This window comes from Mesorhizobium sp. M0244, from assembly GCF_040321795.1.
Taxonomy (GTDB): Bacteria; Pseudomonadota; Alphaproteobacteria; order Rhizobiales; family Rhizobiaceae; genus Mesorhizobium.
In genome coordinates this window covers 200,233-226,140 of the sequence record NZ_JAMYSE010000002.1, presented here as the reverse complement: position 1 = coordinate 226,140, position 25,908 = coordinate 200,233, and the positions used below count along the sequence as shown (strand labels likewise).

Here is a 25,908-nt window from a genome sequence, read left to right as displayed (position 1 = left end):
GCCGCGAAGGATCAAGGAAGCAATGCTGGCTGTTCGTGCAGTCCGTACCGAACAGGCCGACAAGGCCGTTTACGCATTCTTTGTCGCCGGCGCCGATCTTCTCAAGTTTGCCGACATCAGCCGTGTTCACCGCGACAGCGACGGCTTGCTGCAGGGATTTCAGCGCAAAGGCATCAAGAGCCACGTTCAGGCGATCACGGAGTTTCTTGATCAGGGCCCTGTTTTATTCCCGAACGCTATCATTCTTGCGCTTTCGCCCCGTGCGCATTTCACCCAGACGCGGGGCGAAAAGCCCGGCGGGGACGTTAGGTCATGCGAGGCTGGAACATTGCGAATCCCGCTTCCAAACGACGGCCCAAAGGCAGCTTGGATTGTCGATGGCCAACAGCGTTCGATTGCACTGTCGCAAGCTCAGAACAAGAGCTTTCCGGTTCCCGTCGTCGCCTTTGTGTCGGAGGAACTGTCCGTTCATCGCGAACAGTTCATCTTGGTCAACAAGGCCAAACCGCTCGATCCTCGGCTTATCAACGAATTGCTCCCAGAGGTGGACACAGCCTTTCCGCGTGATTTGTCGTCTCGGAAAATCCCGAGCGAACTCGTCAATCTCCTCCAAACCTCTCCTGATTCTCCCTTCCAGGGCCTGATCAAAAGGCTCTCTGAAGATTCCGGAACCGCGGTAATCACGGACTCAGCATTGATCAAGGCGATTCGTAACAGCATCAACAGTGCTCTTGGCGCTCTGGCTCCTTACAAGGGGACTCCTCAATATCCCGCCGATGTTGATGCGATGTACCGCACACTTGTCGCCTACTGGACTGCTGTGCGCTGCGTCTTTCCTGAGGCATGGGGTCGTCCACCAACTGAAAGCCGGCTTATGCATTCAGCCGGTATCGAGGCGATGAGCCTTTTGATGGACCGCATGATGTCTCGCGCAGCACCCGGTACGGACCTGCTGCTCCACGCTACCGAGTCGCTGACGCGCGTCGCTCCATACTGTCGGTGGACCAGCGGTAGATGGACGGAGTTGCAACGCGACTGGAATGAGATTCAGAACGTCGGACGCGACATCAAACTCTTGTCGAGCCATTTAGCACGCCTTGATCACATGCACGCCTTTGCAAAGGTGGCATGATGCAATTTGTTTTCGCTGACAGCGTCGATACGATCGATCCTGAATACGACTTTGTTGCAGATCGCAACGGCGCGGGTCGATCGGTACACCGCGATGACCAGTACCCTCACGAATTCCTAGAACAGGCACCTTATGACGGAATCCTCGTTTCCCGCGGCATCGTGGGCGACGCGCGTCAACCAGGCAAATATTCGGAAGCGCAGTTGATGCGCTTTCGTCGCGAGGGCGCGCGACGTTTTCTGCGCTATCCGCTCGATCGATTTCCGGGAAGCCTGATGATGGGCGACTGCGGGGCCTTCACTTATCGGAATCTACCGGAGCCGCCGTATAGCGCCGACGACACGGCGGAATTCTATGCCGATGGCGGCTTCACGCACGGCTGTTCGCCCGATCACCTTATCTTTGACTTTGACGATCTGGGTTTGAAGCGGACCTTGGAGGATGTGCCTGAGGATGTGCGTCGCCGCTTCGAAATTACTCTCCAGAATGCAACCGAGTTTTACAAATCGGCCGCAAGCCTAGGCCCAGGCTTCACGCCAATGGGCGTAATACAGGGATGGTCGGCTGAGAGTATGGCGCAGGCCGCAGGCCGCCTGGCCAGCATGGGATACGACTACTTGGCCATCGGCGGCACTGTGCCGTTGAGGATCGACCAGATTCGCCGGGTCCTACAAGCGCTGCGTGAGACTCTCCCCGATCGAGTTCGGCTGCATCTTCTCGGATTCGGGAAAATCGAGGAACTGGCTGTACTGGAACAGTATCGCGTAACCAGTTTCGACACGACGTCACCACTCTTGCGCGCCTTCAAGGATGCCCGGAAGAATTACTGGGTGCGGACGCCTGACGGCGACCTCTCGTACTACACCGCAATTCGTATTCCGCAGGCGACTCAGAACAACAAACTCAAGCATAAGGCGCTTGAAGGCAGCCTCAACCAGGAGGATGCGAGGCGTCTTGAAGACGCCGCGCTTCGCGGCGTGCGCACTTACGCCGACGGAGGTGCGACCCTGGACCAAAGCCTTGATGCCGTGATGGAGTATTGGGCCGCCCTGAACTGGCATGATGAGGCGTCACCAAGCCGTCGTGCCGACGCCGCAACGCGACAGCGCAAGGTCTACGCCCACACACTTGGCGATCGTCCCTGGGAGCGATGCAACTGCCGAGTTTGTCGGGAGAGCGGTGTGGAGGCTGTGATCTTCCGTACCTCAAATCGCAACAAGCGACGCGGCATCCATAACCTCCACGTCTTTCACACCCACCTAAGCGAATTCCGGCAGGAGAGCCTATGAGCAACAACCATTTTCTTCGGTTTGACGCGCTCGCACCGGTTCAGAGCCAAAAGCTGACGGTTTTTACGTTTATTGCAAATGCCACCGAAGTGGCACGCATCGCTCGAATCGAGCGGGCGGGGCGCGATGACGGCGGTGCGCTCCAAGGCTTCCAGAGGCCACAGATCGCAGGCCATATTCGCGAAATCCGAGATTATCTCGAAAAGCCGAACTCGATTTTACCAAACGCCATCGTGGTGGCGTTTATGGGTCACGCTCGGCTGGAGCCAGCAGCAAACCCGGAAAGTCGACTCTGCCAACTGGTGATCGATACGTCCAACGGCCCGCCGGGTTGGATCGTCGATGGGCAACAGCGCTTTACGGCGCTTTCGGAACTGCGAAGCCGTGATTTTGAAGTGCTCGTGTCGGGCTTTCTCTGCGAGACCGAGGAGGAACTGCAGAAACAGTTCATCCTCGTAAATAACACTCGCCCGCTACCAAAGGCCCTGGTCTACGAACTGCTCCCCAAGGTAGGGGATCTGCCACACCGTATGTCGAGCCGGTCGCAAGCGGCACTTGCCACCGAGGCTCTTAACTATCGCAAGGGCTCATCGCTGAGGGGGCTAATCAAGCAGCAAACCAATCCAAAAGGGGTCATCCGGGACACAGTGCTGCAGCGCGTTATTATGAACTCGTTGAGTGACGGAGCGCTGCGGCTTTACGCCGGCGAAGACACGCTCCTGCTTGATCATGGCGTCGCGATGATGAGCGAGTTCTATCATGCAGTTCAACACGTTTTCGCAGAAGACTGGGCTGGCAAGACACCCAAAACCTCCCGATTGATTCATGGCACAGGCATTGTCGCTCTCGGATATGTCATGGACTTTCTCAATAGCGTTACAGGTGCCGCTACACGTGACGAATTCGCCAGTGGCTTGCGGCTGCTGAAGGGAAAGACCGCTTGGAGCGAGGGCGAATGGGAGTTCGGCGCAGAGCGCCGACGTTGGAACGGGCTCCAGAACGTTCCATCCGATGTTCGCCAACTATCGTTTCACCTAGTCCAGGTCATCAAGCGGCGCCTGGCCGAATCCGCAAGGGCAGCCTGAAAGCCATGAGTTACGCCGTAAAAGAAATGTTCTATTCGCTCCAGGGCGAAGGTCGTCACACTGGGCGGCCGGCCGTTTTCTGCCGGTTTGCGGGTTGTAACCTATGGAGTGGCCGGGAGCGCGACCGAGCGAAAGCCGCCTGCAATTTTTGTGACACCGATTTTGTCGGCGTCAACGGCATTGGTGGTGGCCGTTTCCATGATGCATCTTCTTTGGCAATCGGGATTGAGAATATGTGGGGCGGCGGAATGTCCAAACGATTCGTTGTTCTCACAGGTGGTGAACCACTCCTGCAAGTGGGGGATGAGCTTGTGTCGGCACTCCATGACCGCGGGTTCGAAATTGCCTTAGAGACCAATGGAACGCTCGCGGCTCCCAATAAGATTGATTGGATAACCGTTAGCCCCAAGGGTGCGACAGCCTTGGCGCAAACAACGGGAAATGAACTGAAACTGGTGTTTCCGCAAGTCGGCCTGGATCCTGCGATCTTCGAGAATCTCGCATTTGACCATTTTCTTCTGCAGCCTCTCGACGGTCCTATGGTCGAAACAAATACAGCGGCGGCGATAGCCTATTGCCTGCGGAATCCGCACTGGCGTCTATCTCTCCAAACTCACAAATTCATGGGGATCCGATAATGTACGAACTGAGCAAGGAGTTTCGCTTCGACGCAGCGCACACGCTCCAACGTCAGGTTGATGTCGAGCCTAGCCGCAGGATTCATGGCCATTCCTACCGCGCAGAAGTAGTCGTTCGCGGCCGTCCTGATCCGGAGAGTGGCATGGTCATCGATCTAGGGCTGCTCGATCAGGCCCTCGAAGAGGCTCGCGATGGTCTCGACCACCGCTTTCTGGACGAGATTAATGACCTTGGACCCGCGACAATGGAAAACCTTTCGTCGTGGATCTGGCGGAAAGTCGCGCCCATCTGTCCGAACTTATGGCGAGTGACCGTAAGACGCGATAGCGACACGGGAGCCTGTAGTTTCTACGGTACGGACTCTCAATAATGTCCAATTCAAGCGCGCTCGTACTTTTTTCCGGCGGTCAAGATTCCGCTACATGTTTGGCTTGGGCTCTCAATCGGTTCGAGCACGTGGAGACGATTGGGTTCGACTATCGGCAGCGGCATCGAGCCGAACTCGACGCTAGAGGTGAATTCCGGGCGGGCTTGGAAAGTCATTTTCCGAAATGGGCTGCCAAACTCGGTGAGGATCGGGTGCTCGATCTATCTGTGCTTGGCGAGATAAGTGAGACTGCGTTGACACGCGACGTTGAGATCGTGGCGACACAATCGGGATTGCCGAACACTTTCGTGCCAGGGCGGAACATCATCTTCCTCACATTTGCCGCTGCTGTCGCGTATCGTCGAGGTCTCAAGCACGTAGTGACTGGCGTTTGCGAAACAGACTTTTCCGGATATCCGGACTGCCGTGACGATACGGTGAAAGCGCTTCAAGTCGCCCTCAACCTAGGTATGGAGAGTCGTTTCGTGCTCGAAACTCCGCTTATGTGGATAGACAAGGCACAGACGTGGGCCCTTGCCGAAGAACTCGGTGGGCGCGCCTTGGTGAACCTAATCCGCACTAGCACTCTGACATGCTACCATGGGGACGTGGGGAACGTTCATGAGTGGGGCCGAGGCTGCGGCGTGTGCCCGGCATGCGAGTTGCGCGCGAAAGGATACCGGCAGTTCGCCACGCGATCAGCAACGCTACCGCTGACGCAGGAACTAGCCCATGGCTAAGATCGATCGCCTCATAAGACGGAAGGAATTGCGTTCGCTTTGTGCTTTGCTGGATGTATCCCGCTAGCGAACTGGTTAGTCGGAAATGTCGGGACAAGCTGCGTACCGAACGGTCCATGCCTGATTCCTGTGGCGCCCGGACTTGAAGCCCCTAGCGGGGTGTTGGCGGTCGGCCTCGCCTTGGTGCTGCGCGACCTTGTGCAACGGCGACTTGGAATAATCTGGGCGGTTGCCGCAATTGCGATCGGCGCCTTGTTGTCCGCGAGTTTTGCGCCGCCTGCACTGGTCGTCGCTTCCACTGTCGCTTTTCTGTTGTCGGAAATTGCTGACTTAGCGGTCTACACTCCGCTGCAGCGCCGCGGATTCATCCGCGCCGCCGTCGCAAGTAGCATTGTGGGGCTTGTTATCGACAGCATCGTGTTTCTCGGCCTCGCTTTCGGCTCAGTTGAATTTTTGGCGGGACAGGTAGTCGGTAAGGCTTGGATGGTGTTGGTCACCCTTCCGTTCTTGGCATTGCTGCGGGCACGAGATCGTCGGCTTGGGCTTATGCCGGCTTGAAATCTGGAAGTCTGCGGTTGTTGGCTGCCCAAAGCCGCTGCGTGAAGTGGACGCAAACCAAGATCGCCAAGATTGGGGAAGCCTTCACCCCTGAAGAGCCGTTTGGAACACATCTTGATGGCGCCGGCCGCCCCTGTCACCTTGTTATCGCTTCGCGAACGTGAGATTTGCGCGTTAAACCATGTAGCCGAGTTGCACCGGCTCTAGATATGTCGGACTTGCGCTCCGGCCGTACCGGCTACTGCGTCAAAGACGATCCCAGGCACTTGGTCAAAGCTGGAAATTAGATGATCTGGCCGAACAGAGGCCTCATCAGGTGCCCAGCGCGGCCGAAATCCTCCTGGGAAATAGATAGTTTCAAGCCCAACTGCCTTCGCCGGCGCGATATCCCGGTCGAGTTGGTCGCCAATCATGAAGGCCCGCGCAGGCGCACCGGTCAAGGAAAGCATCCGCCGATAGAGGTCCGGTGTCTTCCGGCCTTCTATGATCCGATCAAAAAATCTGGTTAGTTCAAGAACGTCGGCATTCCGCTCAACCTTAGCCTTCGCCCCTTCTGTCACTATCAGAAGCAGACAGCCCGAATCTTTAAGCTGACTGAGTCCCTCCGTGACGCCCTGGCGAATTCGTGGCGGCTTTGCCAGATCGCCAAAAAAACGTTCCTCGATCGCGGCGAGATCGCCGTCCGACAAGAGATAGTCCTTGCCGCCATTCCATACCGCCCGGGCAGCGTCGTTGGCCTGCACACCCCTGAGCGCCAGTTCGGTGGCACGAACAAGCAACCTAGGCGGATAGCGCAAACCGGCGTGATGACGCTCTGCGAGCGCCTGATCGATCGCACGCACGAACAGAAGGCGGTCTGCTTGCGGCGTTAAAATGCCAACCCTTGATTCGACAGCTCGAAGGAGAGCGCGCTGCGCGCCGGCGAACACTGCGTCGGTGTCCCACAACGTGTTATCGGCATCGATGAATACCGCCACCAGTTCAGAATCGCGAGCCATAGGTCACTGTCCGCTACACGGCTTTAATGCTGCAGTCCCCGATACGGAATTATGGACCACAGGTTCCCGTGACAGGGTCAGTTCGATTCCGCAAGAGCCTGGCGTCGGCTTCGTCGGATTGATAGCGGTTTTGGCAATCATTAGGAGAACAATAAATACGAGAAGAAAGCGAAGTGCACAAGCAAGCAAAATTTGAGCTGGCTGGAGGTATCGTAGCTTATCTGCGGTCTTTGTAGCGATCAAATATGCCTCACTAGCGTAATTCTCTAGATATTTAACCTTAAGATCTGGCCTAAGTACAGCCACTTTTTTCCCATCTTTTTCTTGGATAGTGACAAAGGAATCAACCCAGCCCGTCGGCGATACACCAATCATTTCCCGGAAGAAGAGGTAGGAACGAGTCGGTCCGGCTTGCCCATCCACTGTCGCTTCGGCCGGATACTTGAACGTGGTTCGCGTACCGTGGAAGGTGACTAGGGCGCCAGTCAACGCTGACAACACGAAGAGAAAGAAGGTCAAATACGTGGCTGCAAGAAGTACTTTACACCAGGATGGGACGGCACTGATTGTCTGCAGAGGGTAGTCGCTGCTAAAAGCCGCAAAGAACGCTCCAGCCAAGGCAGTTAGAAATGTTGTAACAGTAAGCAAACGAGTTGCCTTCTGGTCCTGATATTCGGTCTGTTGTTTTGCCTCGTTTAATGACGCGCGTGCCAGCTCGATCGCTTTGTCCAGTTGCAGATCGCTAGGATCCATTTCTTTCCAATGCTTTGTCGCCTCGACCATCTCTTTGATGATCACAGCCGACGATACGCTCTCGATCTTTTGCGCTCCCAAGCGAGGATAGAAGTCGATACTGCGGTCAAAAAAAGAGCGAACGATGGCTCTAAACCACCCTAGGTCAGCATCAGTGCCGATCTTCTCAGCGCGCGGCTCGCTTTCTCCATTTTGATTCTCGCTCACGATTCTCCCCTCAGCAGTTTCGCCCGCATCTAGCATGGCTTAATTCTCCGGTCTGCCGTCTTACTGATGACGGAAGAGCCTCCGGGAATTTCTGGTACTGCGTGATTCGCCAAAAGTGACTTTCGAGAATCCGGAGCCAGCGCACAAACACTCGTCGGCCGGTGCTCTTCATGCATCAATGGTCGCAGTTCCGCGTTGCCCCAACCCATTTCTTTATTTTGCCAACCCAAGCTGGCGGTGCCTTCCCGAAGTCCAAACGGCCAGCAGATCCCTTTTCGCAATAAATTGCTTCATGAGTGTTGCATGACCTTGTAAAGGATGCCTATGCGGCGCAGAGCAGGGGTTGAAGTATTCCTTAGTGTTTAAGCCCCCCTTCGGCCAATCCGCAATTGCGTATGGCAAATCAATTCTGCATGATGCCCCGGGGGGCGGATAGATGCGAACGACAAGTGATTTCAGATCGACTTTTTTGTCGGGTTTAAGGGGCCGAGCGTTCCATCGTGTGCCGGGACAAATGTGGCACCCGCATCGTTACGGGGCCTGATTGCTCTATGGCAACACGTTCAGCGGCAATTTTGACAGCTGCGATGATAGGCTACCTCTTTCAGCATCGGCTCTTCGGCTGCTGCAAGATCATCGGGATTGATGGACGCACGATCGACGTCAAGCTATGCGATGTCGGCTGCCGGCGCCTCTTCTCGCGTAGTGCGCTGGAAGGCGGCGACTTTAAGCGTGTTGTACTCCATGCCGGGGCACTGGCGATCGGCCCGCAAGGGCAATGCGTTATCAATGCCCTTGTCGATGGCGACGAAGTGGGACCGCGTCGCTACCGAGTCATCTATGAGGATGGTCTAAGCGCGGCGGTCAGTGAGATCGAACTTCTGCCGCTGCCAGCGAGCCTCACTGATAGTCTTCCTGCGCGCCTTCTCCAGGGACGAACTGATCCTTATGCGCTGTTTTCTGCCCGGCACCGGTTGCTTGTGGCGCTCACGCGCTTCAACCGGCAAGTGGGCGGCCTGCGAGCCTTGCTGGCCAGCCGGATCGACCTTCACCCTCATCAGGCGTTCGTCGCAGGAACGGTCATCCTCGACCCCGTGCGGCGCTACATCCTTGCTGACGAAGTGGGCCTCGGCAAAACGATTGAAGCCGGGATCATTTTGCATGATCTTCTGTCGCGGCGCCCCGACGCCCGCATTCTCGTGCTCACGCCCGGCCCGCTGACCCGCCAATGGCTGTGCGAAATGCACAGCAGTTTTGGTGGGCAGGCGTTCAAGCTTGCCGATCTTCATCCAATCGAGTCTGTCGACTTACGTCGCTGGTCCAAGGTCATCTGCTCGACCAATTTTGCGCTCGACGGTCTCGACGGAGATCTGCTGGCAGTTCCCTGGGATCTGGTGGTGGTCGACGAGGTCCATCATCTACTCAATGCGCCGCACCTCTACGACATGGTGGAGCAACTTTCGCGCAGCGCGCGTGACCTTTTGCTGCTTAGCGCTATTCCAGTTCGGCGGCGAGAGTCCGAACTCTATCGCCTTCTCGCGCTGCTCGACCCGCGGACCTATGCCAAGAACGGTACCGGCGAAGAAGCATTCCTCGCCATCTACGAAGCACAGGAACCGCTCGGGCGCCGGCTCAACCTGCTGTCGCACGATATCGCAGACCTAGTGAGCGGCGAGGCCACCAATAAAGATGTAATCGCGCGCCTTGATCGGCTGGTGTCGCTACCGATCCTTCGAGAAGACGAGCAACTTCACGCGTTGCTTGCCGCCGCCGAAGCCGAGCCAGAGCGCGCTGCGTCCCTTGCGCGAGAGGTTCATCTAACAGTATCGGAGCGATATCGCGTCAATCGTCGTATCCTTCGCAATCGTCGAGAACGCCTAATCAGCCAGGATCGTCTGGCGGCGATTACCCGCATATCGACGCCGCTTCGCTACGAGCCCGATCAGATCGAAGGCGAGGCAGTCACTGCAGCCGAGGCAATGCTTGCGGCGCTCGCCGCCGACGCCAGCCTGTCGCGCGATATCCTACGTCCGTTCAGCCGCATCCTTCTGCAAGCGCTGGTCGATCCCATCGCCACGCTGGAGGTGCTAACCGCGCTGCGCGATGCACAGGCGGCAACAGTCAACTCCTATGGCCGGGAGATGCTGAATGCGGTAGTTGGTCTGGGTGGTGAGCGCTGGGCCGTCCAACTGTACACCGCCTGCGCGGGCGTCAAGGCGCACGTCGATCCCCGCTTGTTGTCAGCCGGTCTCCGTCTGGCGTCCAACTGGCGATCATCGCAGTCGTCATCGGCCCGCTGTGATGCGATGGTCTCACTGTTGCGCGGAGAGATCGCCGCCGACCGGAAGACGCTGGTGTTTGCAGGCTTCCCCGGCGTTGCACAAAGACTCGCTACGCTCCTCAAGGACACGTTCGGCGAGAAGGTCGTGACCGAGTTCCGCAGCGATCTCGACGACATGACCAAGGAGGAAAATGTCCGGCGCTTCCGTGCCGAATCCAATGTCTCGATCATGGTCAGCGATGAAAGCGGCGGAGAGGGGCGCAACTTCCAGTTCGCACATAGTCTCGTCCACGCCGATCTCCCCTGGCACCTCGCGGTAATCGAGCAGCGCATCGGTCGCCTTGACCGTCTTGGCCGCGAGGCCATTTCCAACCAAGTCGTTTCGCATATCTGCGTCAGCGCCGGCGCGTGGGAATCTGGCCTTTTTGCCTGCTACCATGATGGACTCGACCTGTTCGGGACGTCGGTCAGCGGCCTAGAATTCGCGTTGCGCCACCTCCAGGACGAGATCGTCAATGCGGCGCTCACGGGTGGTCAGGATGAGATGCATGACCTAATACCGCGGCTTAAGGCGATTGCCGCGGAAGAGCGCGTTCGCGACGATAGCGAGGCACTGCTCGATGAAGCCTCGTATCATGCGGCGCGCGCTGAACGTTTCATTCACACGCCGGCGCCGGGAATTGAGACCGCGCTTGAGGCCGCCTTTCTCGACTATTTTCGGCTATTGGCTGGCGGCAAGGGCGTTTCAAGGCACGAGAGCGCGGACGGATCCGAGGGCCTTTGGTGCCTGCGGCCCGAGAATGTCCGGCACGGGGAACTCACTATAGTTGACAAGGACGCTGATGGCGAGCTTCGCAAGCGCATCGGCACATTCCGGCGCGCGCTCGCTCAGCGGCAGCGCGACGCAGAATTTTTCACCTACGGCAATCCGCTGTTTGATGCTGTAGTCAAATCACTGGGCCATCGTCTGACCGGGCGGACCTACGCGATTGCCTGCCAAGCCGCGGGCGCGACCAGCTTTATCGGCCTCGAGATGATTATCGCGGCGCGACCGCGCCTCGACACGCGCGACATCTCGCCAAGTCTTTTGAACCTCGCGGAAGCAATCTTCGGGACACGGCGGCGGCCGTTGTTCGTGCCCTTGTTCCAGGGCCAGAAGGTCGATGGACAGCAACTGGCCACCCTACGCAATTCACTGTCCGCGAAGGGTGAGGGGCCGCGTTGGCGCGATCTTAGCGGCGACGAGGTTCAGCAGTTCGTCCGGCGCGCCGATGGCGATCTGTCGACCTGCCTCAATCACGCAATGGAGCACGACATCCCCACCGTAAGACAGGTTTTCGCAAAGGAATTGGCCGAGCCGCTGGCTTCCGAACGCGAACGCATTGCGCTCCAACGGCGTCAGTTGACTGAAGGGGGCGATGCCGCCGGAGCAGCGGAAGCGGATATGTTGGAGCGCTACTCCGCGCTGATCGACAGCTGGGACATTGTCGTCGACGCGATCGGCTTTCTCGCCGTCAACGTGCGGGATTGACATGGCGAGCTTTGCCTCTTCGACGGTAGGACCAACCCTAGCACAGCAGTTTCGCGCCGCTCTTTCGACCGGGACTGCACCCGAGATGATCGTATCGCCGCCCTCGACCTGGCACCCCGAATATCCCCGTTGGCGTTTCTTGGCTTTGCTCAAGCGTTGTTCCACGCCCACGCTCGATCATGGCGTACTGTTGCGGCAGGCGGTGCGCTGGTCGCGCGGGAGGCTCTTCATCGGGAACTGGACGTCCGAACTCGCCGCCGTCGGCGAGGCATGCGGGGTCACGCTTTCCGCGGCAGGCGATCTGATCGTTGCTCCATATTGCCCGGATTGGCTGGCCGAAGAGATCTGGCCCGACGGCCAGGGGCTTGACGAACCGCCCTTGTTGGCGACACCCGACGAGAGCCTCCCCGCAGAGCCGTGGCTGTGGTCGCTATCAAAAGGGCAAATGCGCAGTTGGCACTCCGCAGCGCAGAAGGAGGCCTGCTGGCAGGCGCTGACGGCACCGCCCGGCTCGACCACCTTGCTGGGCTTGCCGACCGGCGCGGGCAAGAGCTTAAGCTTCCAACTTGCCGCGCGGTTCAGCGCCGGTGTTACGATCGTTGTCGTACCGACCACGGCGCTCGCGATCGACCAGTACATCGCCGCCAAGGAAATCTTGGCCGACTTCCCGCATCTCGGCCCGCGCTATTATTCCGCCAACGACACTGTAAGCGATCCCGCAGCGGTGCGCGCCGCCTTGCGCGATGGGAGTTGCCGATTACTCTTCGCATCGCCTGAATCCTTGGTGTCAGGCAGCTTGCGTCCAGTGATCGATGATCTGGCGGCCACAGGTCGCCTCGCCACGTTGGTGGTCGACGAAGCCCATATCATCGATTCCTGGGGTGGGCATTTCCGCGTGGAATTCCAGTTACTCGCACTCCGCCGGAGCCAATGGCTGAAGTCTAGCGGAGGCTCGCTGCGTACTCTGCTCCTTTCGGCGACGTTCACCCCGCATTGCCTCGACCTGCTGCGCGCGATGTTCGGTGGCGATCTATGGCGACAATTCGCCTGCCAGCGACTGCGCCCGGAGATTTCCTATTTCAGCAGTGGCTTCACGATGCCCGATGATCGCGAGGCGGCGCTAGTCGAGGCACTTCACCATCTGCCTCGTCCGCTGATCCTCTATGTAACCGAGGTCAGCGAGGCTGTTCGGCTCCGCGACATGCTTGTCAAGATCGGGTTTGCTGCGACAGAATGCTTTCACGGCGATACCTCTGGCGCTGATCGACGCCGGCTGCTGCTCGCGTGGCGAGCCAACGAGATCGAGATCATGGTGGCGACCTCCGCCTTCGGTATGGGGGTCGACAAGGCCGATGTCCGCGCCGTCGTTCACGCCTGCTACCCCGAAAATGTCCATCGCTACTACCAGGAAGTCGGGCGCGGCGGGCGCGATGGCGCGAAGTCCATCGCGCTTTGGATACCCTTGATGCCGAAGGATCGGACAGTAGCGACGAGCCTGCTGCCCAAAATGCTCGGCGCTGACCTCATCTCGCTGCGCTGGCAGACGATGTTGGGTGCGGCGCGCGACGAGGAGGGCGGCATTCTCAACATTCCGACCAATGCCAAGCACGAGCGGCTGATGGGTGGGCGCAGCTATGGCGAGAATATCCGATGGAACAAGCGGCTGTTGCTGATGATGGCGCGCGCCCGCTTGATCGACCTCGTTGACCTCCAGTTCGAAGAGGACAGCACTCTTCCAGAAGGGCGGGTCGAGCGCGTGCGCCTACGCTGCAACTTCGTGCCAAGTGATCCTCGGATCGCAGAACTACTCAAATCGCCGCGCGAACACGATCTGCGCGAGGCAGGCCGCGGCATCAGGGCGCTCGACGACTATCTCGCAGGCACGGCCAAGATCTGTCGGCTGCTGCGCCGCGAATATGGCGCCGAAACGATCATTGCCTGTGGCGGCTGCATTGCCTGCCGCAACGAACCGCTCGATCGCTATTCGATCCCAGCGTTGGACTTCGATCCGCTGGGGCCGACCAAGCCAAGGCTCGACATCGTCTCCTCAGAAATCTTCTCAAACGGCGCGAAGGCGATCGGCGCGTTGGCCGATCGCGTGGCCGACCTAATCAGTGAGCAGCGGCTCCTCCAGTTCCTTTGCGCACCCGACCTTCTTGGGCAGTTGACGACGGCGGTGGCGGTGCGACTCCTCCCCGCCAGCCGGCACTTCTATCGTCTCGATGACACGCGGGAGATTGGCAGGCTCAATATAGATCCCGACAAGCATGTCGTCGCCATCCATGGGCGCATACCTGATCGCGCGGTGCTTCGGTTGCGCGCTGGGGCGCGGATTTCGCATCTCTTCCCCAAGGATGCGCAGATCACTGATGCCAATGACCGCGTCCTGCTCACCCATGAGGGCGCGTTCTTCTTTCCATCCTATGACGAATGGCGGACACAAATCTAATGTTCACGGACTCTGAAGCTACCCCTGCTCGCGTCGAAATGCTGCTCGAAGTGGTCCGTTCAATGAGCGATCGCAAGCTCGATTCGTCGACGATACGCCTGCTGCTCCAGCCAGAGGGGCTTCCGGCGCGGACCAGCAAGAGTGACCAGGCGGGCCGCGCGATCACGGCGGCGCGGGAACTTGATCTCATCGAGGACCATGCTGACGGTATGATCCGCGCCAGCCGCACTCGCGACAACCGCTCCGCTCGGAGGGCTGTGGTCGAAGCCATTGACGACAAAGTACTGCGCGACGACAAGATCGAACCCTGGTTTGGGCTCTTCTACGCCTTCCTGCTCGGGCGGGACGAGTCAGCTGCAGCTGGCAAAGAGGCGGGAGACCATTGGGAAGCGCGCTTCGAGCGGGAAGTGTTCGGCGGAGCCAAGCAGCCGAACCGGTTCAACGATAGCAAGTATCGCGGCTTCCGGCGCTGGTTTCGCTATAGCGGGCTAGGCTGGCACGACGGCGAGGAACGCTTCCACCCAAACCCTTATGAGCGTTTGGCGAGGCAACTTCCTGCCGTCTTCAACTCGGAGCGTGATCTTTCGATTGACGCGTTCATGGACAGATTGTCTCAGCAATGCCCCGAACTTGACGGAGGGCATCTCTTCCTGAGAGCCAATCCGAACTGGGACAGATCCACCCGCGTGATTTCACTCGGTCTGTCGCATGCGTTAGTCGACCTTCATCTCGACGGAGTGCTAACGCTCAACTGCCCGCTCGATAGCGATGGCCTGAGTATCGCCAAGGCTGCACCGCCGCGGGACGGGGTTCATCTGAAGTCCGACCGTGTCTCCAGCGTGCGCTATGCCCCGGCCAAGGGAACTCGCATCAATGGCTGAGCCGATCGTCGTGCCCACCAGATTGGGGCAACCGTGCTGGACCGATGCCAATCTCGAGGCAACAGTGCGGACTGTCGCCGCGATGGGCGACGAAAGCGTTTCGCGCTTCCTCGCCACGCATGCGCCGATGTCGCACGTCCGCGTCGGCGACACCGAACGTACGCTCACCGACGCTAAGGTGTTCGAGCATATTGCGCGCTTGAGCGCGCGCGAGAATGTCGTGTTGGTGCACGGCGCGCCCGGCACCGGCAAGTCGCATCTCATTAACTGGGTGAAACTGCGTTACGACCACGCGCTGAAAACCGGACAGTTTGCCAATGTGCTGCCTGTGCTCGTGCGGCGGCGCACCGGAAGCCTCAAGGATGCGCTCGAGCAACTCGTCGAGCAACTGCCCCGCCGCTTTCACAAATATCTTGAGCCGGTGCAATCCGCGATCGACCGCATCTCCGAGAAGGAGGCGCGCAAGAAGCTTGCGACCGAACTCCATCTCGAACTCGGTGTTCGCTGGGAAGAGGCGGGCAGGCCGCCGCTGCCGCGCACGATCCGCCATCTCGCCGAAGCTTTCCACGCCGAGGGCTTCGGTGCCTGGCTCTGCCGCGAGGGCGGGGTGATCGACCGCAATATCCAGCAGTTGATCAGCCCGAGCGAAGTACGCGACCGCGAGAGCTCTCCGCCCTTCACAGCGGACGAGTTCCGGATCGACAATCCGCAACAGCGCAGCCACAGCCTCAACACAGCCAATGTCCGCCGGCTGATCGACGAGTTCGCGGAGGAGCCGGAGTCCGCCCAAGAGGCGGCGCGCCTCTGCAACGAAAGCCTGCGCGCCGCGCTGCGCGAGTTGACCGGCCTCGGCAACGCGGCACTCTCAACGATTCTGCGTTCAATCCGCCAAGATTTGCAAAAAGAGAACAAACGGCTAGTGCTGCTGATCGAAGATGTCTCGACGCTTTCGGTGCTCGACGACGAAGTCGTCAACGCGGTCGAACCGCAGGACGACGCCAGCCTCTGCGATCTCACGTCGGTCCTCGGGATGACTGAGCAGGCCTACCAGCGTCTGCGTGACAACCAATATCAACGCGTTGCCGGCAGCGGCCTGATTCTATCCTTTTCCGAGGACGCGACCGCTGCATTCTGGGCCGACGATAATGCGGAGATTGATCGTTTCATCGCGCGCTATCTGAATGCCGCGCGCCTGCCGGAACCGCAGGTCGCCCTAATCGCCGATCATCGGCAACTGGGGGGCGATGTGAGCGTCAGCGCGTGTGACGACTGCCCGGTAAGAGAGGCCTGTCATGCAGCGTTCGGCAGTGTCGCCTTTGGCGACACGGTCGTTGGCTTGTTTCCCTTCCGGCCGGGGACCGCACCTTATCTGCTCGACCATCTTGATAAGTCGCAGACAGGCGTTCGCCCGACCCAACGTGGCCTGCTCGATCATATTACCAAACCGGTGATGCGCCATATCGATGCGCTCGACCAAGGCGACCGCTATCCTCTGACCCTGCCGATCAGCCGACAGCCCCCAACCGATTGGCAAACGCTCGCCGAAACCTATCTCGGCGGATGGGCGGCTGGCGATCAGACACGTTTGCGCCTCTTGGTCGAAGCGTGGACACGCAAGACCAGAGTACCTGACATTGCCAGCGACCTGAATGCGTTGCTTAAGCCGTTCAGTCTGCCGGAGTTCAGCACTAAGGCCGCCGGTGGCGAACCGATCCAGACGGTTCGCGACCCGGCTGCGAGCGCAAAGGGTGCCGGCGGCCAAGCCACCGGCAGCGACGCAGTGGTGCCCCCACCGCCACCAGCCCCGGTCGATGCCGCCACACACAAGCAGCTCACGGATCTTCTCAACCGGCTTGAGCGCTGGTGGTCCGGTGACAAGCTGGAGACCCCAAGAGACTATCAGGAGATGCTGCTCGATTTCTTGAAAGGTGCGCTTCCGCTCGACGACATCCGGTCTCCGGCGGCGCCCGCTCAACGTCTGTTGCGTGAGGCAAATCGTGGTTCGATACGTATCCAGGACTCCGCCACCCAGGCCGTGCCAAACAGGGTCTCCTTCGCCTTCGAGCGCACCCAAGACAGCCATGATCTCATAGTCGCCTTGACCCATCATGGGGTCGAAGGCAGAGGAACGTGGGACTTTCCGCAAGGCGAGCGCTACAAGAGGATTGTGGCGCGCTGGCTGCGCAAGCACCAGGACGCGATGCTTGCCTCGCTCGATCCCGTAGATCTTTCAACGACCGTGCCGATAAAGCACGCAACTAAGTTCTTGTGCATGTCGGCGATTATCGAGCGCCGCGCCGAACTGCCGCGCGATACGCCAGCCGCCTTGTCACACGTGACTTCTATCGAGGCGATAAAGCTGCCAACGGTACTCACCGATCCGCTACGCAAACTCTATAGCGACCTGCCAGAGCGGCGGCGCATGCTGCAATCATTTCTCGTCGAGGAGACCAATCTTCCCCAAGGGGCGACGGGCGGCATACTCGTCATCGACCCCCAGGTGATCATAGAGGCAATCACCGAGGCGCGCAGTGATCCCTCGATCGCGCCCCTTCCCCCCGGCTTTTCGGCGGGATACTGGAAGTCGCGCTACCAAGCGCTCGACGGACTCAAGGCCTGGGCAGCGCTACCCGACGCGATCGCGACCGAGCGCGAAGCGATCGGCGAGTTGCTTCACAAGATCGATCATGTGCTGGCGCGCAACGGTTTTGCAACCGGCGGAGATTATGCTGGCTTCGTCGATTTCATCGCGGACATGGTTCGACTCATCGAGCTTTTAAAGTCATCCTTCCGCTGGCCAACTACCGATACCGACTTCTTCAAACGCGACAAGATTGCCGATCGCAGTGCGCCTATGGCCCAAATGTTGGTGAACGCCGCCGCGGTCGCGGAAGGGGCAAACGACACTGATGTCTTGCTGTTCGATCCGCAGGCGCTTCTTGAAGTCGCGGCCATAGTCGAGCGATGTCGGCTCCTGATCGAAGCAGCAAACGAATTTGCCGAGGCGAAGCAAGCTCATATGAGTGGGGAGGGCGACCCCGACGTGATCGAGGGCGAGATTGTCGCTGAGTTGAGACGGATCAGCGACGTTGCGCAGGAGGTCGTGGCATGAGCCGGATCTCAGACCTTATCGCATATATGAAAGGCATCCCCGACAAGGAGAAGCGCGCCACCCAGTTGCGAGAGATGGTCGCGATCCGCGACAAGCTCAGGAGCTCAGCTGACCTTGCCGAAAGATTGCGCAGCCTGAGTTCGGCGCTTGAGGCTGTCGAAGGCGCAAACTTTGTCGAAAAGGCCAAACAGGGCCTTGCGCAGGTGTCTGCTAGCGCAGCGCGATTCAAAGCGCGCCTCGAAACCGGAGCGGGTTTCGATCGCAAGCAGGCTGACGTCACGCTAACTGCGATCAACGAGCGCCTGCAAAATACGTCGGACGCTGTTACCAAGGGTTGGCGGACGCTGGTCGACGAACAGGGAAAACGCTACCAGCCGCTGGCCGAAGCCGCCGAACGCGCATCCCTTCCTGGTGCAGCAGCGCTCAATGCCGCAATCGCGCGGCTCGGAGATTGGCGCGACACTCCGCCCACGTCTCCAGATGCGGCAGAAGTCTATGTAGCGAACGCCGCGCGCATCCCGGCTTCGATCGCCAATTTAGGTCTCGAAGGGCATGCCGGCAAGTTCATGATTGATGCGGCGAGCGGTCGCGCGAAGGCGAAGGATCTCCAGAATGCCGAGGTGCTCGCATTCCTTGGTGCCAATCCGGCAGTCTGGTCAATGCTGAAGGTCGGGCTCTAAATGACCATCCCATCGCCGACATTCGTTTCGGACTTCCTCAATTTCATCGAAGAATGCGAGCAGCGGCTCCAGAATTGGGGCTTCTACGATGTCGCCTTCGACGAAGCCGACCTTTCGGCTCTCATCGAGACCGACGCGCCCGATCCGTTGCGCGAGGCATGGGATGCGCTTGCCACCGACGGCCTCGAGCTTGGCACCCTGCTGACCCAGATGCGGCGCGCCGACCTCCTGCATCTGGTGCCCGATGGCTCGGGACGCGTCCGCAGCCGCTTTGCCGAAGGGCTTCGATTGCTTGCGCATCTGCGCCAGCGCTTCGGCTATCAGGACTGGGCGAGCGGCCGCCGCCTTGTCGCCGACATCAAGCTCCATCTCGCACCGCGACGCTATCCAGCGATCGGCATCACCGCCGACACCGCATGGGCCAGCATGGCGGCGTATGCGTCACAGCCGACCTTCCAGCGCGCAGTGTTTGAAGCTCTCGCGTCCCGGCCAGATGGAGGAGGCGCCTTCTCCTTCGCCGGGTTCCAGGTGCGCTCCTTCGAGCGGATTTTCCGATCCTATGGCGCCGAGGAGCAAAGCGGGACGGTGGTTTGCGCCAGCACCGGTGCGGGAAAGACTAAAGCGTTCTACATTCCCGCCTTCACCGCGATCGCTGGCGACCTCGGCAGATCGGCCAATCGCTTCACCAAGGTCATTGCGGTCTATCCGCGAAATGTCCTACTCGCCGATCAGCTCCGTGAAGCGATTTCCGAGGCGGGCAAACTCAGCACAGTCCTAAAGGCCAATGGCATTCGGCCGATCACGGTCGGGGCTTTGCTGGGGGATCTTCCGCCCGCCGACCAGTTTGATCTTGGGGACAAGAGCCGGTTCCTCAAACAATGGAAGCGCGTACACAATCGCGGATGGGTGGTGCCCTTCCTTCGCGCGCCCTTTCATGTCAGCCGTGGCGAACTCGTCTGGCTGGATGCCGATCGCAAGGCCGGACGGACCACCCTTTATCGCGTCGACGCGCTCGACGAGCCGCCGGAGATCTCCGATTGTGTCATCCAGTTGACCCGCGAAGGTCTGCAGGCCAATCCGCCCGATATCCTGTTCCTGTCGCTCGAGATGATGCATCGAGAGCTCGGCAATCCGGCTTGGGCCAAGACATTTGGCATCGGAGTCGAAGAGAAGCCGCGGCTGTTCCTGTTCGACGAGGTCCACAACTACAGCGGGCTGAGCGGCGCCCAAGCGCCCTGGATCATCGCGCGCTGGCGTCAGGCGGCGCGGCTTAAGGGACTGCATGTCGTCGGTTTGTCGGCAACACTGCGTGACGCGCCCAAACATCTCGCAACGATCGGCTGCGTCAATCCCGAACGCGTGGTCGAATGCACCCCGATGGATGACGAACTCGAAGCTGAAGGCCGCGATTACACCGTCATCGTCAAGGGCGATGCTGCGTCCGGCGCCTCGCTGCTCGCCACGTCGATCCAGGCGGCCATGTTACAATCGCGGCTGCTGACACCCGCCCATGTCAGCTATCCGCCGGGGACGAGCCTTGCCGGTCGGTCGCTATATCTGCGCAAGGTCTTCGGCTTTACGGATCAACTTGACAGCCTCAACCGCTGGCTCCCCGATCTGGATGACGCTGAATGGAACCGCTTGGCCCAGTATCGGCTGCCGCCGGACAAATCCGGCCAGACGGTAAGCCAGTCGACCGAACGCGCAATGCTTGCGGATGGCCAGATTTGGTCGCTGCCAGATACGCTCGGCTATGACCTCCGCCAGGGCGCTCGAGTGAGCCGCTGCAGCTCTCAAGACCCAGGCGCCGATACCTCCTCCGACATCATCGTCGCCACCGCGAGCCTCGAGGTCGGTTACGATGACCCCGATGTCGGCGCCATTATTCACCACAAGGCGCCGCGCAGCATTGCATCCTTCCTGCAGCGCAAGGGTCGGGCGGGGCGCACGCGCGGTTCGCGACCGACGACGCTCGTGATCTTGTCGGACTGGGGCCGCGACCGCTGGCTGTTTCAGAACAGCGAGCGCCTGTTCCAGCCGGATGTCGAACCAATCAAGGTGCCATTGCTCAATCCCTATGTGCAGCATGTCCAGGCGACGAGCTTCCTGCTCGACTGGCTCGGCCGGCGGGTGGGCGCAGCGGATCCGGTGCGCTATTTGCGGCGCCCCGGCAAGTATGACGCCGGCGCGCGCGGACGCGCGGTCGCCTTGCTGCGCCGCCTGCTCGATCTCGGCGACGACTATGCCGCCTTCCGCCGCGATCTAGGCTGGGTGGTGCGCCATACCCAGCGGTTCAGTTCCGCGAGCGACGAAGACATCGATCGGGTCGTCGACACGATGCTCTGGGAAGCGCCACGGCCAGTGCTTCGCCACGCCGTGCCGTCGCTGCTGCGCAAGCTCGAGGCGGAATGGCGTTTCGCCGATCTACGCCGGAGCAATGATCGCGAGGACAGCGCTGCGCGCCAGCCGCTTCCAAGCTTCATCCCCGCCGCATCCTTTGCCGATCTCGCGGCGTCGGATGTGACGGTCGACTTTCCGGGGACGAACAAGGACACTGAAACCCGCGGGATCGCGGCGCAACTCATTGAATCTTGTCCGGGGCGCGTCTCCAAGCGCTTTTCGGTAAGCCGCCAGGAGCGCGGCTATTGGCTCGCCGGGTCCGAGCAGCTTCTCACCGCGCCCAGTCCAGTCATGGTGCCGGCGCGCCAGTTCTTCCCCGACAGTCTCGCCATCGGCACTGACCGGGCCTCGGCAGCACTCCAGCCGCTGCGCGTGCCGCTGGTCGAGCGGCCGCGCGACGTCAAGGACAGTAGCAATGCCGCCTGGCTCTGGGTGAATAGCGCCGAGCGTGTCGGCGATGGGCGCTCGCTTCCCTTGTTCAACCGGCAACACTGGCAAGACGTCTTCGACGACACGCGCGCCTATCTTCACGGCGACCTTAATGCAGTGCTGATTCGCCGTCGCACCAGTGAAGGCCGCTTCGACATCCTAATGAACCGCGGCGTTGAACGCCGCGGTACCGTCCTGCTCACGTCAACTTCGGACGATGGCGAGAACGTACGCGAGTTCGTCGGCTTTGAGCAGACGGTAGACGCCCTTGTATTCCAGATTCGCGAAGAGCATCTGCGCTCCCGCCCGTCGCTCGATGAGGCGACCATGGGCCGGCTGCGCCAGGACTATTTCAAGCATCTGCTCATGGACTCGTCGCTGCTGCGTGAAGCGGCGAGCAGCTTTACGCTCGAATGGCTGTGGCAAACCAGCCTTGCGATGCTCACCGCGACGGCGTTCAAGGGCAAGTGCAGCCTGAAGGTGGCGCAGGAGCGACTCTCCAGCAAGCGGGTAGCGTCGATCGGGCGAGTGCTTTCGCGTATGTTCAGCGTTTCGGCGCTCGACGATCACGATGCTGACGATCATGATGCCGGCGGCAAGACGCGTCAGCGGCTCGAGGCGCTCTGGTCCGACCCCGCTTGCGGCGTAGAAATCTCGCGCGCCGAGACCGCGCTTTGGTCAGATCTCGGCGAGGATTTCGAGGCCTGGCTGCGCCAGCGCCATTTACGAACGCTCGCCGAGGCCTGCCTCAGCGCCGTCCATGCCATTGCGACCGACGTCGGCGAGGGTGATCTCATGGTGGATGTCCTCAGCGATGACGGGAATCCGCGGATCGTCATTTCGGAAAGCGCGCCCGGCGGCATCGGGCAGATCGAAGCTTTCGTGCAGACGTCGCTCGACGGTGACGGTGCGTTCGAGCGGGCGCTGACGCACGCGCTTGGCTTCTGCACCCGCGCGCACATTAGCAAGAGCCTGGTCGCCGTCGCAGCAGGCGCCCGCACGCCGGAGGTGCTCGCAGACGCCTTCGACACGGTCAGGCGTGCGCGGGGCTATCAGCAAACTCTCTCCGCGCAAGCGGGCCTCACTAGGACTTTGGAAGAGGCGGGCCTTGGTGCATCGCGCCAAATTGTCGTTGCAGTGACCGGCCACCTGCTCCAACAGAGCAGCGACTCGACCACCGACGCTTGGTTCGACGCCCTTAACCGCTTGTGGACGAACAGAGAAGGGCGGCTTGGTGCGCCCATCGATGCGCGCGTTTTCGCCTATCTGTTGGTCGACTCCCCCAGTGTTCGGCGGCGCTTCTCGGCGATGATCGAGCGCAAGACCGGGCAACAGCCAACAGAGGTACAGCTGTTCGCGCGGATCCAGGATTTTCTGCTGCCCGGCTGCCACGACAGCTGTCCGCAATGCCTTGCTAACACCAATCGCTTCGCAGGCGACTTTCGTCCTTCGCGGGAACTGACTGACCACTGGCTAAGCGCTTCGGGGCCTAAGACGCCGTCGCTCTCGGTAGCGCCGGGTTGGGTCGAGCGGCTCCAGGCTCTGCTGGCGAACGAGGACAGGGTTGAGATCATCGGCGCCGTCGACGACCTGGGGGAAATCGCGCGGGCGCTGCAGACGCTCCTCACGGAGCCGTTTGAGCGCGATTATCTGCTCGTCTGGCCTATCCTGAGCGGCGTGTCGCGCAATCCTGACGGCTGGCGCGTGGGCGTCGAAATCCGCAACATGGGAGTGCGGTGATGCGACCCGTGCTGCAAAGCCGCGACATCTGGACCCACGGTGGAGGCTGGCCGCTTCCCGACCTGCTGCGCTCGGCGCTGGCGTCGCTCCTGCTCTTGGGGGTGCATGACCGGCCGGCCTATTTTGCAAGCCCCTGGATCACCGATTTCGACCTGTTCGATAACCGCTTTAGGGACTTTGCCGCGCTGTTTCCGCGTCTCGCCGAGCAGCCATGGATCCGTTTCTCGGATTATTTGAGCGTGCTCTCGAGCAAGCTCGAGGTGCGACTGCTCACGACCGATAATGACCGCTCGGGCGCCTTCATGAGCACCCCGGCGCTTAGGAATGCATCGCGCGTGGCGTGTCGCCTCGGCGACAACAAGTTCCACGAAAAGGGCATTCTCGCACCAACCTTCTACATTGAGGGATCGATGAACCTCACCCATTTCGGAGTTCGCGTGCGCGGCGAAAAGGTCGTCTATCACAGCGTCGTCGGCAATGGGGTGCCCGCAAAGATTGCGGCGGCCTATCTCGAGTTCGACCGTCATTGGAAGACGCTTGCATGAACGACAACAACACGATCATGTCGATGCTCGACATGTTTGGTGCGCGACTTCCTGGGGATTTGGCTTTTTCGCTATCCCAAAACGGCAACGTTTCCGCCGACCATCCGCTCGCCGGCGAGATCGCCGCGGCGCTCGGCGGCAAGGCCGCGTCTCTCCCCTATCCTCGCCGGCAGGATGTCATGTGGGTGACCCTCGGTCCAACGGCGGAGGAGCTTCGGCGCGTGATCGAGGATCTGCGGTGCTGGGTTCTCCCGAGCTTCGGCTGGGAATCCGCGCCATCGATCGTCACGGAGAGCGGCACGAGCGGACAAATGGGGTCGCTGTTGCTGGCGCAGTCGCCCCACGGCTATTTCCGCTGGCACAGCCGTCCGGCGGACACGAATCATCTCATCGCGCGCCTGGCCACGATGCGCGCGGTCATCGCGCAAGCACCCGCCCGCCAGTCGCAGCTGCGCCCGACCCTTGAAATGCTGCGCCGCCAGTTCACGCTGGGGCTCGCTACTGGCGACCGGGACACGGCGCTCCAGGCGATCGACCAAATCGACCAGCGTCAACTCGATACCGCGTCCAATGCGCTATCGATGCGCATTCGCCTCGCGGCGGCTTTTGGCGACGATCGGGCGATCGTCGATAATCCGCAACTAGACATCCTGCTGTCGATGCAGGTGCCCCAGCGCGTCGTCGAAAGTGTGCTCATGGCCCACCATGCGGTCTTTTTGGCTGATCACGAGGCTACCGGGGACATCAAGACTGCCCTCGCGGCTTATCTGCCCTTATGTGACCGGCTTGCCGGGCTTGCCGATCATCCTGCGGATGATGCCGATACAGCAGTCGTGCGCATGGCGGCCTATGAGGCGGCGGTCATGGAAGACGCACTCCGGCTCCATGAACTGGCAATCCGTTTTTCGGGCGATACGGTCGTTGCGGCGATCGCCGCGAGTCTGACGGCGATCGCGCCGCAGCCAGCTTCAGAACCCGCGCCGCAACAGCTTGCAAAGACCACAGCCCAGGCGGTCGCGTCGCCAATTGTAGAGCCCGTCGAGCCTCCTGTTGCCGAGGGTGAAACGGACAGAGCCGAGCGGGTCCAGGTCACGGCCGAACCCACGCTGCCGCTCGGCTGGTCGGACGTTCCTACGCTCATTGCGACCAGCGCATACGAGCCCTTGGCGGCTTTCCTCCAGCACGCCGCTCTGATGCCCGACGCCTGCGAGCCGGGTGACGGCGACTTCGTCATCGAACTCTTCACGGACTCGGACATCACAGCGGATACGAAGAAGCGCGCCCAGGCTGATCAGGTCCTGACGACAGTCATCGACGCCTATGTCTGCGAGGAGCGGTTTCCGCGGCGAGAACGCCTTACACTCTATCAGGCGGTGCTCGACATCTGGTCTTCGAGCCGCGCACTGTCCACCGATCTGATAGACGGACAGTTGCTGCTCACCATGGCGGACGCACTGCTGCGTCTCGACGGCCGCTTGGAGGGCGTGGTCGCAACCGCAGTCACGCGCTGGTGGGAAGCCCGGCCGGTCCGCTCGCGCCTTGCCTGGCTTGGAGAAGCACTAGAGCTTCTCACTGAGCAGAGTACCGCTCAAGACTATCTTGCCGTATGGTACGCGGGTGCCGGCCTCATAAACATTGACCATGAAGGGTTTTCTGTCGCCGACCGGCATCTTTGGTATCGGCTAGGTCGCCGCCTCGGCCTGGACGTGGCCACGACCGACAAAGCACTCGGTGGAGATTGGCAACCCCTCGAATCTGCGGACGATCCTCTGCTTGCGGCGGGGTTCAAGAAGATCGCAATAGTATCGTTGCATGAACGTGCGGCGCGAGAAGCCGCCGCGCAAATCGAACATCGCACGCAAGCCCATGTCGTCATAGTGACGGATCATGCTGCGGGCGAAGGCACCACATCAGCAGCAACGGCAGATGTCATCTTATTCGTGTGGGGTGCCGCCAAACACGCAGTTTATCGTGCTTTCGATAAGGTAAGAGATCGTCTCGAATATGTGCAAGGGACAGGTAGCGCGAGTATCGTCCGGGCGCTCGAACGAAGAGTTCGCGCGGCGGGAACCGAGATGTAGCGGTCTTCCAC

At 60.4% G+C, this 25,908-nt stretch carries 17 protein-coding genes; 15 read left to right on the top strand and 2 right to left on the bottom strand.

What is annotated here, in order from left to right; translation table 11 throughout:
• Positions 1 to 22 precede the first annotated feature (22 nt).
• The 7 genes from dbpB (NKJ08_RS03385) to NKJ08_RS03355 all read left to right on the top strand — a co-directional run bounded on the left by dbpB (NKJ08_RS03385) (position 23) and on the right by NKJ08_RS03355 (position 5,810).
• Complete coding sequence (gene dbpB, locus NKJ08_RS03385; RefSeq protein WP_352781267.1) at positions 23 to 1,132, top strand: DGQHR domain-containing protein DpdB; 1,110 nt, start codon at positions 23 to 25, stop codon at positions 1,130 to 1,132.
• Positions 1,129 to 2,421 carry a tRNA-guanine transglycosylase DpdA gene (dpdA, locus tag NKJ08_RS03380; protein ID WP_352781265.1) on the top strand — a complete coding sequence of 431 codons (1,293 nt, stop codon included), beginning with the start codon at positions 1,129 to 1,131 and terminating at the stop codon, positions 2,419 to 2,421. Before dbpB (NKJ08_RS03385) ends, dpdA begins: the two co-directional genes overlap by 4 nt.
• Positions 2,418 to 3,506 carry a DGQHR domain-containing protein DpdB gene (gene dbpB / locus NKJ08_RS03375; RefSeq protein ID WP_352781263.1) on the top strand — a complete coding sequence of 363 codons (1,089 nt, stop codon included), beginning with the start codon at positions 2,418 to 2,420 and terminating at the stop codon, positions 3,504 to 3,506. The genes dpdA and dbpB (NKJ08_RS03375) overlap by 4 nt, the downstream gene beginning before the upstream one ends.
• A gap of 5 nt (positions 3,507 to 3,511) precedes the next feature.
• The gene (gene queE / locus NKJ08_RS03370) at positions 3,512 to 4,144 is read left to right on the top strand and encodes a 7-carboxy-7-deazaguanine synthase (protein ID WP_352781261.1); all 633 of its coding nucleotides are present in this window, start codon (positions 3,512 to 3,514) and stop codon (positions 4,142 to 4,144) included.
• Positions 4,144 to 4,515, top strand: a complete 372-nt coding sequence (locus tag NKJ08_RS03365; protein ID WP_352781260.1) for a 6-pyruvoyl trahydropterin synthase family protein — start codon at positions 4,144 to 4,146, stop codon at positions 4,513 to 4,515. Before queE ends, NKJ08_RS03365 begins: the two co-directional genes overlap by 1 nt.
• Positions 4,515 to 5,252, top strand: coding sequence for a 7-cyano-7-deazaguanine synthase QueC (gene queC, locus NKJ08_RS03360; RefSeq protein WP_352781258.1), 738 nt, complete (start codon positions 4,515 to 4,517; stop codon positions 5,250 to 5,252). Before NKJ08_RS03365 ends, queC begins: the two co-directional genes overlap by 1 nt.
• 183 nt (positions 5,253 to 5,435) lie before the next feature.
• On the top strand, positions 5,436 to 5,810 hold the full coding sequence (locus NKJ08_RS03355; RefSeq protein ID WP_352781309.1) for a VUT family protein: 375 nt from the start codon (positions 5,436 to 5,438) through the stop codon (positions 5,808 to 5,810).
• Positions 5,811 to 6,013: 203 nt separating this feature from the next.
• Here the strand turns inward: NKJ08_RS03355 and NKJ08_RS03350 are convergent, their stop codons facing one another.
• Both NKJ08_RS03350 and NKJ08_RS03345 read right to left on the bottom strand, forming a co-directional pair.
• On the bottom strand, positions 6,014 to 6,808 hold the full coding sequence (locus NKJ08_RS03350) for an HAD family hydrolase (RefSeq protein WP_352781257.1): 795 nt from the start codon (positions 6,806 to 6,808) through the stop codon (positions 6,014 to 6,016).
• Positions 6,809 to 6,811: 3 nt separating this feature from the next.
• Positions 6,812 to 7,804, bottom strand: coding sequence for a Pycsar system effector family protein (locus NKJ08_RS03345; protein ID WP_352781255.1), 993 nt, complete (start codon positions 7,802 to 7,804; stop codon positions 6,812 to 6,814).
• Positions 7,805 to 8,355: 551 nt separating this feature from the next.
• On the opposite strand from NKJ08_RS03345, the gene NKJ08_RS03340 reads away from it, so the two are divergent.
• From NKJ08_RS03340 to NKJ08_RS03305, 8 genes are all read left to right on the top strand, one after another.
• On the top strand, positions 8,356 to 11,580 hold the full coding sequence (locus tag NKJ08_RS03340; protein WP_352781254.1) for an SNF2-related protein: 3,225 nt from the start codon (positions 8,356 to 8,358) through the stop codon (positions 11,578 to 11,580).
• 85 nt (positions 11,581 to 11,665) lie between these two features.
• Positions 11,666 to 14,029, top strand: coding sequence for a DEAD/DEAH box helicase (locus NKJ08_RS03335; protein WP_352781252.1), 2,364 nt, complete (start codon positions 11,666 to 11,668; stop codon positions 14,027 to 14,029).
• Positions 14,029 to 14,910, top strand: a complete 882-nt coding sequence (locus tag NKJ08_RS03330; RefSeq protein WP_352781251.1) for a hypothetical protein — start codon at positions 14,029 to 14,031, stop codon at positions 14,908 to 14,910. The genes NKJ08_RS03335 and NKJ08_RS03330 overlap by 1 nt, the downstream gene beginning before the upstream one ends.
• Positions 14,903 to 18,022, top strand: coding sequence for a hypothetical protein (locus NKJ08_RS03325; RefSeq protein ID WP_352781250.1), 3,120 nt, complete (start codon positions 14,903 to 14,905; stop codon positions 18,020 to 18,022). Before NKJ08_RS03330 ends, NKJ08_RS03325 begins: the two co-directional genes overlap by 8 nt.
• Positions 18,019 to 18,702, top strand: a complete 684-nt coding sequence (locus NKJ08_RS03320) for a hypothetical protein (RefSeq protein WP_352781249.1) — start codon at positions 18,019 to 18,021, stop codon at positions 18,700 to 18,702. Before NKJ08_RS03325 ends, NKJ08_RS03320 begins: the two co-directional genes overlap by 4 nt.
• Positions 18,703 to 23,271: a protein DpdJ gene (gene dpdJ, locus NKJ08_RS03315; RefSeq protein WP_352781247.1), complete on the top strand. Its 4,569-nt coding sequence runs from the start codon at positions 18,703 to 18,705 to the stop codon at positions 23,269 to 23,271.
• Entirely contained in the window at positions 23,271 to 23,816 is a 546-nt protein-coding gene (locus NKJ08_RS03310; protein ID WP_352781246.1) for a hypothetical protein, read from the top strand. The genes dpdJ and NKJ08_RS03310 overlap by 1 nt, the downstream gene beginning before the upstream one ends.
• Entirely contained in the window at positions 23,813 to 25,897 is a 2,085-nt protein-coding gene (locus NKJ08_RS03305) for a hypothetical protein (RefSeq protein ID WP_352781244.1), read from the top strand. The genes NKJ08_RS03310 and NKJ08_RS03305 overlap by 4 nt, the downstream gene beginning before the upstream one ends.
• Positions 25,898 to 25,908 lie beyond the last annotated feature (11 nt).

Coding starts and splice junctions, on each gene's coding strand:
- dbpB (WP_352781267.1), top strand. CDS start 23: ATGCTGGCTGTTCGTGCAGTCCGTACCGAACAGGCCGACAAGGCCGTT.
- dpdA (WP_352781265.1), top strand. CDS start 1,129: ATGATGCAATTTGTTTTCGCTGACAGCGTCGATACGATCGATCCTGAA.
- dbpB (WP_352781263.1), top strand. CDS start 2,418: ATGAGCAACAACCATTTTCTTCGGTTTGACGCGCTCGCACCGGTTCAG.
- queE (WP_352781261.1), top strand. CDS start 3,512: ATGAGTTACGCCGTAAAAGAAATGTTCTATTCGCTCCAGGGCGAAGGT.
- NKJ08_RS03365 (WP_352781260.1), top strand. CDS start 4,144: ATGTACGAACTGAGCAAGGAGTTTCGCTTCGACGCAGCGCACACGCTC.
- queC (WP_352781258.1), top strand. CDS start 4,515: ATGTCCAATTCAAGCGCGCTCGTACTTTTTTCCGGCGGTCAAGATTCC.
- NKJ08_RS03350 (WP_352781257.1), bottom strand. CDS start 6,808: ATGGCTCGCGATTCTGAACTGGTGGCGGTATTCATCGATGCCGATAAC.
- NKJ08_RS03345 (WP_352781255.1), bottom strand. CDS start 7,804: ATGCTAGATGCGGGCGAAACTGCTGAGGGGAGAATCGTGAGCGAGAAT.
- NKJ08_RS03340 (WP_352781254.1), top strand. CDS start 8,356: ATGATAGGCTACCTCTTTCAGCATCGGCTCTTCGGCTGCTGCAAGATC.
- NKJ08_RS03335 (WP_352781252.1), top strand. CDS start 11,666: ATGATCGTATCGCCGCCCTCGACCTGGCACCCCGAATATCCCCGTTGG.
- NKJ08_RS03330 (WP_352781251.1), top strand. CDS start 14,029: ATGTTCACGGACTCTGAAGCTACCCCTGCTCGCGTCGAAATGCTGCTC.
- NKJ08_RS03325 (WP_352781250.1), top strand. CDS start 14,903: ATGGCTGAGCCGATCGTCGTGCCCACCAGATTGGGGCAACCGTGCTGG.
- NKJ08_RS03320 (WP_352781249.1), top strand. CDS start 18,019: ATGAGCCGGATCTCAGACCTTATCGCATATATGAAAGGCATCCCCGAC.
- dpdJ (WP_352781247.1), top strand. CDS start 18,703: ATGACCATCCCATCGCCGACATTCGTTTCGGACTTCCTCAATTTCATC.
- NKJ08_RS03310 (WP_352781246.1), top strand. CDS start 23,271: ATGCGACCCGTGCTGCAAAGCCGCGACATCTGGACCCACGGTGGAGGC.
- NKJ08_RS03305 (WP_352781244.1), top strand. CDS start 23,813: ATGAACGACAACAACACGATCATGTCGATGCTCGACATGTTTGGTGCG.